Here is a 6,028-nt window from a genome sequence, read left to right on the forward strand (position 1 = left end):
CTTTGCTTCTTTTCTCAACTTTGTTCATTTTGCCTATTGATTTTTCTTAGCAGGTTTCTATAATATTTGTGTCCATATACCTCCTGCTCTCCGATATATATCGGAACAAATGTTGAGAAAATTCGTGTAAACAAATCAGTTCAGTCCTTTCGTTTTAAATTTTTTGTGCGAATTTGATACGCACCGATTTTACAATTCGTTATCATCAACCTCATAGGCGTTAACGATAACATCACCTTCGCCATATTCGCAAGAATTTTCAGCTATATTTTGTTCGGCAAATTCACGGTTGTTCCTTGCAATCAAATCGTCAAGGTTAACTTTACCCCTTGTCCTGCGAACGTTACGCACCGCCTCCTTGCGATACTCCGCTATAACTTTCGGAGGAATATCAGCCAGCTCCGACAGTATCATAATCACAATTTCTAGCTCAACTGCGTATCTGAACAAGCCTTTTGAGATTTTAGTTATCCCTGCCTCGCTACCTTTCACGATTTCATCTGCAAGATTTTTTGCGATGATATTCTTCTGCCTGCCGACTTCAATTGAGGAAACATACTCCCTTATCGCCTTGGCTATAAATTCTGAACGTGAGTGCGAAGTTTTCTCCGCATACTCATCACAAAGTTCCAAAGTTTCATTGTCTAAGCTTATTCCTATTTTCTTTGCCATAATTACCTCCGTTTCCTGCGGTATTACCTTTTGGTGCACACTCCAAAGGGCGATATTTCCGCATTTTTATTGATTTTTTACTTGCTGCGACACCTCCGTTTCATACTTTTGCAAATTAAGACTCCTTTTACTCGAGAGCCGAAAACCTCCGTAATTTCGGCAAAATATTGCGGTCAGCTTTGCTGTCCGCTGTGAGTGCGACACCGTCGCTTTAACTTGCAAATTATTAGTTATGCTTACTTTAACCTCTGCATATCCGGTATTTGTGCAGATTGACAATCGCCTTTTATTATCAGAATTAAAACCTCTCCCACATATCGCCCACAGCGGCTCACAAATAGCCTGTGTCGGCTTTTAAGCTGTTTCTGCTAGACTTACCCGACAAAAATTCAAGCCACGCAAATCGGCTTACGTTGCCTTTCTTTGCGTTTCAAACGGCGGAATTTCAATCCCCTTATTCGCAAGCTGACTTCTTATTTTATTAGCAGACATATGCAGTACTTCATCAAGGCTCATTAACTCGATTTCATAAACTTCATTAGCGGCAGGGTCAGTAACGTCATCAACAGGGTCGGCAGAATCACAAACAGTGACAGCGGATTTTTCTGCCTCAACTTCGTACTCATCAATCGCAAGCAACGTATTTAAAGGCTTTTCAAGCATTTCACTGTTACCGCAAGTGACAGCAGGGTCAGCGTTTTCACACTCCTTCGGCATAAGATTTCTGCCGTCACTGCTGTCACTTTTCATATCGTAATTCAGAATAATTATTCGCTGTCCGTTGCTGCGTTTGGATTCAAACGTTACTCCGTAATCCAGCAATTCATAAGCGTGTTGAATTAAATCTTTTTTGACACGATTTGAAAACATTTCTTTGTCCAGCAGAGCAGATAACTTTTCAGCAAGTTCAGTAGCAGAGCCTTTAAACTTTTTCTGAGTTACCATAAAGTCGTGAACAGCAAAGGGGAAATAGTCGGGTTCGATATTTTTAATCTCATCAGACACTTTCCATCTGCTGCTTTCAAACACAACATTGATCTCTTGATTTTCAATATCACGACCTACGCAATACAGTTTAGCTTTTCGACTTCCACGCTTGCTTTCAATCAGAACCATACTTCCGTCAACGCAACCGCTCAAACCTGTACTGCCTGAAATCATATTGAACGGATCGCCGTCGGAACACTTTCGTGTGTGATGAACCAGAACTATAGCTATACCAAGCTTGTCCGCAAGACTTTTTAGAACGGATAGTTCTTTGTAATCTGAACTGTAGCTTGACTCCGATTCGTTACGTACCTTTTGCAAAGTATCTATCACAACAATTTTCAAATCGTCAAACCGCTTCCTGCAGTATTCAATTTGTTCAGGCAGACCATTTGAAATTGATTCCGCCATAATTGCAAAGTTAAGATTGTCGGACGGCTCGTCTGTCAGTTCGTACAACCTGTTTTGCAGACGTATCAGGCTGTCCTCTAAACTAAGATATACCGCATGACCGCATAACGTTTCTTTTCCAAGCACCTTTTCTCCTTTTGCAATGGACAGGCACATATCGAGAGCCAGCCACGATTTACCGACTTTCGGTGCTCCTGCGAGAACGAACAATCCTTGCGAGATCAAACCGTCAACACAATATTCGATCGGTTTCATCGGAGTATTCATAATATACTCGCTGCTGTACATTTTTAATTCTTTCATTTTATCGACCTCCTTTTAATATGCAAAGCCGCTGACCTCGGTTCTGCAAACAAAAAACGCCGCAGATTTAGTTTTCTGCGGCGCGTTTTTAACTCTCTGATATTATTATATGCGGAAATCCGGAAAATGAATAAAATCACGTAACATTTAATTTTCGCTCAACACGACATTTTCTGTTGCATATTACGACAAAATGTGATATACTTAATTTGGAAACTGTAAAAACGACAGCCTTGAGGTGTAATTATGTTTAACGATATTTGTTTTTATGTCAAAGGAAATATGATCGAGGTCAACGGTCAGGACTTTTTATTGGGCGAGCTTTCGGCATCATGTATGAATATACCTCCTTCCGAATTCGAAGAGATATATGATAAGTATAGATCGGCGGAATACATAATGAACCATGAAATCAATGCTGAAAAGGATAATTCCGTTGAATATATACCGCCCTTAAAAAAGGAGTGGGGCAGGCTGAACAGCATGATGGTCGAAATAGATACGGCTTTGAAAAAACATAAAATATTTCAGGTTCTTGATACTCAGAATGCTGTCGAATTTTTCAAAGGATTTACTGATATGGACGGCACAATTATGAATTCCGAAAACTGGGAACTTTATTACAAGACCGCAAGTCTTTACAAGCCTGTGATCGATGATATTTTTAATTTCAATAAGACTATGTATTACTTTGTGAACGATTTTCTGTCACATCTTAAAAAGCTTGATCCCGAAAATTTTGCCGCCACTTACTACGACTTCCTTACAAATCCTATGGCGTACAAGATGACCGCAAATCCTATCATGAATGAATATATGTCGTATACAAGCGCTGATTTTCTTGAAATGAATATGATCCCCAAAGAAATAACCGATGGCTGCGGAGAGTATGTAATTGCGGAATACTACCATGTTGAGAGATTGCAGAGCTTTTTAAAGGTCGATTTTCTAAAAGGTCTTATGGCAGGACATCATATACGCAGATGTGAACATTGCGGACGATTCTTTCTTATGACCAAAGGCTACAAAACAAGATACTGCGACAAGGCTGCGCCTGAAAATCCGAGGTTTACCTGTAATCAGATGGCTTACAGAACGGTCAGAATTAAGGAAGAAAATGCGGATAATCCGAAATATCAGTCATATCGGCGCTGTCTTAACAGGGTTATGCGAAGCTATCAGAGAAAAGTTATTGATGAAAAACAAAAATCTGTTCTTCTGCGACAAGCAGAAGAACTGTACCATAGAGCAATGACCTCTCCCGAATTCAGCAATGAGGAATTTGAACAGCAAATGCAGTCTGAAAATCTTTACAAATTATGCGGTTTTGACGTTCCGAAGAGAGGCAGACCAAAGGCGGTTAAGAATGACAAATGAGGAACTGATATCGAAATATTATGACGGTAATATGCAAGCTTTATATGATCTGTACGAGCAGAATGTCGGGTTCATACAGAGCGTTGCTGCTGCGGTCGCAAAAGACTACAAAAATTATTTGCGTTTCAGCGATACCTTTGAAGACCTTGTTCAGGTTGGCAGTTTGACGTTCTTTGAAAAGCTGAAAGCAAAAAAATATGACGCAAGAAAGGGCAGTCTACTGACATATCTTACTCCCCAACTTCGATATGCAATGCAGGAGTTTATTGAAAATTTCAGTTCTCCGGCAGGACTTTCACATTCCGATTTCTCAAAAATACAAAGATGCCGCAAGCTGCATAATGAAGGTATGTCAAATTCGGATATATCCAAGGAGCTTGGCATGGACAGGAAAACCGTTCAAAGCTGTCTGTCATTCTCTTTTAAAACGGAAACGCTGATGATACGGGCGGAAACAGAGAACGGAATTGAGTACATTGAAAATCCTGGGCTTGTCGTTAACGATCTGCACCCCGATAACAAGGTTTACATTGAAGTTAGCCTTGAGCTTTTCAAGGAATTGTTTGAAAACTTATCAGCCAGGGACAGAGAAATTCTCGGCAGAAAATATGGTGCATTCGGGTATGAAGAGACCTCCGTTAACGACATTGCGGACTATATGCTGATCACCAGAAACGCTGTAAACAAGGCTGTTAATTCTGCAACAGAGATTCTTCGCAAGGAATACCATAACGGGAGTAAGCTGAAATGGTGGCGGTTGTGTAACCGGGCGGTTAAGGATGCCTTGGAGGGTAGGACAGCATAGGAATCCGTTGAAATATCTGACGAGTTTAAGGCGAAATTACGGGCGTTGGCGGAGTTTTTGGTTTTGCTGTATGAAAATGATAAACAAAAAAAAATGGGGGGCATTATGCTTGCAATATACTTAACCTTAATTGATAACGAAGACGATAAGAAATCATTTGAGGATTTATATAATCAAAATAGGTCTAAGGCTTATGCGATTGCGTTTAATATTTTGAAAAATAAAACGTTAGCCGAAGAAGCTTGTTCGGAGACTTTTTTTAGTCTCGCAAAAAGTTTTCAAAAAATTAAAAATTTAGAATCTCACAAATTGGACTATTATATTGTCATTACTGTTAGAAACGTGTCTTTGAATTTACTGAAAAAAGAAAAGGAACACATTAAAGCTATGAATTTAAGCGAAGATATTCCCGAATTAACAGACGAGACGCTTTGTGACAGAAATTACGATAATATAGTTGATTGTATCAAGCGGCTTTCATATACCGATCAGGAAATTCTTTACCTGAGAATCACTCTTGGCATGAGGTACAGTGAGATTTCGTTAGCACTGCATATTTCCAATGCGGCGTCACGACAGCGTTTTCAGCACGCAAAGGATAGTCTTGCAAAGCTGCTTGAAAAGGAGGGCATTTATAATGGATAACTATTCAATATTATCAAGAGCTATAGGCGAGGCTTTTGAACCTAAGCTTGATGAATTTATTGACTCTGTAAATTTTGATGTTAATGCCGAGTTCTCAGAAAAGTTCGAACGTAAGATGGACAAACTTATACGAAGAAGGAATAAACCGTATTTTAATCTGATATGTACCGGAGGAAGGCGAGCGGCGTGTATAGTGGCTGCCATAATAATTTTGTCGGCATCTTCACTGAGCGTTGAAGCGGTACGTGAGGCGGTTAATGATTTCTTTATGAGTATTTTCGGAGATCTCACTGCCGTTTCGGTAAACAACGCTACTGAAAAAGATTATCCGGCAACTATCAAAGAAGAATATGCGATCTCAAATCTGCCCGACGGTTTTGAATTATCTGATTATAACCGAGATAGCGGAACAATATTCGCCGCTTATTTTAATGGTGATAAATATATCTTTTTCGAGCAATTCGTTCATGATAGTTACTCAGGTTATTTTGATAACGAACATTCTGAACTTGAATACTACACTGATGAATCAGGACAGGAATATCTTATTCAAAGTACCAACCATGATTTCTGTATTTCATGGGATAACGGCGAATATATTTTTAAAATCACAAGCAATTTGAATAAAAAAGATACATTATCTTTGTGCAAGTCTACAAAATCGAAATAAATCTTGAAAAACAGCTCACAAAAACGAATATTTTGTTGTCATTAAGAGTGTAAGAGGAAAGAATTCTCTTGCACTCATTTTTTTGTAGGAGGAGATATTATGAAAAAAATTGTACCTGTTTTTATGGCTTGCCTGATTTTCTGTTCGGTGGGAGGAAC

General features: G+C 39.2%; 6 protein-coding genes. 4 read left to right on the top strand and 2 right to left on the bottom strand.

The genetic code is table 11. The annotated features are described in order from the left end of the window. Positions 1-189: 189 nt before the first annotated feature. Together DW938_RS13625 and DW938_RS13630 are read right to left on the bottom strand one after the other, a co-directional pair. Positions 190-672: a ribbon-helix-helix domain-containing protein gene (locus tag DW938_RS13625; RefSeq protein ID WP_022126681.1), complete on the bottom strand. Its 483-nt coding sequence runs from the start codon at positions 670-672 to the stop codon at positions 190-192. Positions 673-1,080: 408 nt separating this feature from the next. Then, a complete protein-coding gene (locus DW938_RS13630) occupies positions 1,081-2,373 on the bottom strand; it encodes an AAA family ATPase (RefSeq protein ID WP_118125450.1) in 1,293 nt (430 codons plus the stop codon). 246 nt (positions 2,374-2,619) lie between these two features. Here DW938_RS13630 and DW938_RS13635 point away from each other — a divergent pair, with 246 nt between their 5' ends. The 4 genes from DW938_RS13635 (at position 2,620) to DW938_RS13650 (ending at position 5,870) form a co-directional block, all read left to right on the top strand. Then, a complete protein-coding gene (locus tag DW938_RS13635) occupies positions 2,620-3,750 on the top strand; it encodes a DUF6076 domain-containing protein (protein WP_118125452.1) in 1,131 nt (376 codons plus the stop codon). Further along, positions 3,740-4,555 (top strand): sigma-70 family RNA polymerase sigma factor, encoded by an 816-nt coding sequence (locus DW938_RS13640; protein ID WP_022126658.1) that lies wholly within the window; start codon positions 3,740-3,742, stop codon positions 4,553-4,555. Before DW938_RS13635 ends, DW938_RS13640 begins: the two co-directional genes overlap by 11 nt. 63 nt (positions 4,556-4,618) lie before the next feature. Further along, positions 4,619-5,200 carry a sigma-70 family RNA polymerase sigma factor gene (locus DW938_RS13645; RefSeq protein WP_117878649.1) on the top strand — a complete coding sequence of 194 codons (582 nt, stop codon included), beginning with the start codon at positions 4,619-4,621 and terminating at the stop codon, positions 5,198-5,200. After that, complete coding sequence (locus DW938_RS13650; protein WP_181984461.1) at positions 5,193-5,870, top strand: DUF4367 domain-containing protein; 678 nt, start codon at positions 5,193-5,195, stop codon at positions 5,868-5,870. Before DW938_RS13645 ends, DW938_RS13650 begins: the two co-directional genes overlap by 8 nt. The last annotated feature ends 158 nt before the right edge of the window (positions 5,871-6,028 follow it).

The sequence above is a fragment of the Ruminococcus sp. AM43-6 genome (assembly GCF_003461785.1).
GTDB lineage: Bacteria > Bacillota > Clostridia > Oscillospirales > Ruminococcaceae > Hominimerdicola > Hominimerdicola aceti.

Bases quoted from the DNA above. Each gene is read 5' to 3' on its own strand.
- DW938_RS13625 (WP_022126681.1), bottom strand. From the start codon at position 672: ATGGCAAAGAAAATAGGAATAAGCTTAGACAATGAAACTTTGGAACTT.
- DW938_RS13630 (WP_118125450.1), bottom strand. From the start codon at position 2,373: ATGAAAGAATTAAAAATGTACAGCAGCGAGTATATTATGAATACTCCG.
- DW938_RS13635 (WP_118125452.1), top strand. From the start codon at position 2,620: ATGTTTAACGATATTTGTTTTTATGTCAAAGGAAATATGATCGAGGTC.
- DW938_RS13640 (WP_022126658.1), top strand. From the start codon at position 3,740: ATGACAAATGAGGAACTGATATCGAAATATTATGACGGTAATATGCAA.
- DW938_RS13650 (WP_181984461.1), top strand. From the start codon at position 5,193: ATGGATAACTATTCAATATTATCAAGAGCTATAGGCGAGGCTTTTGAA.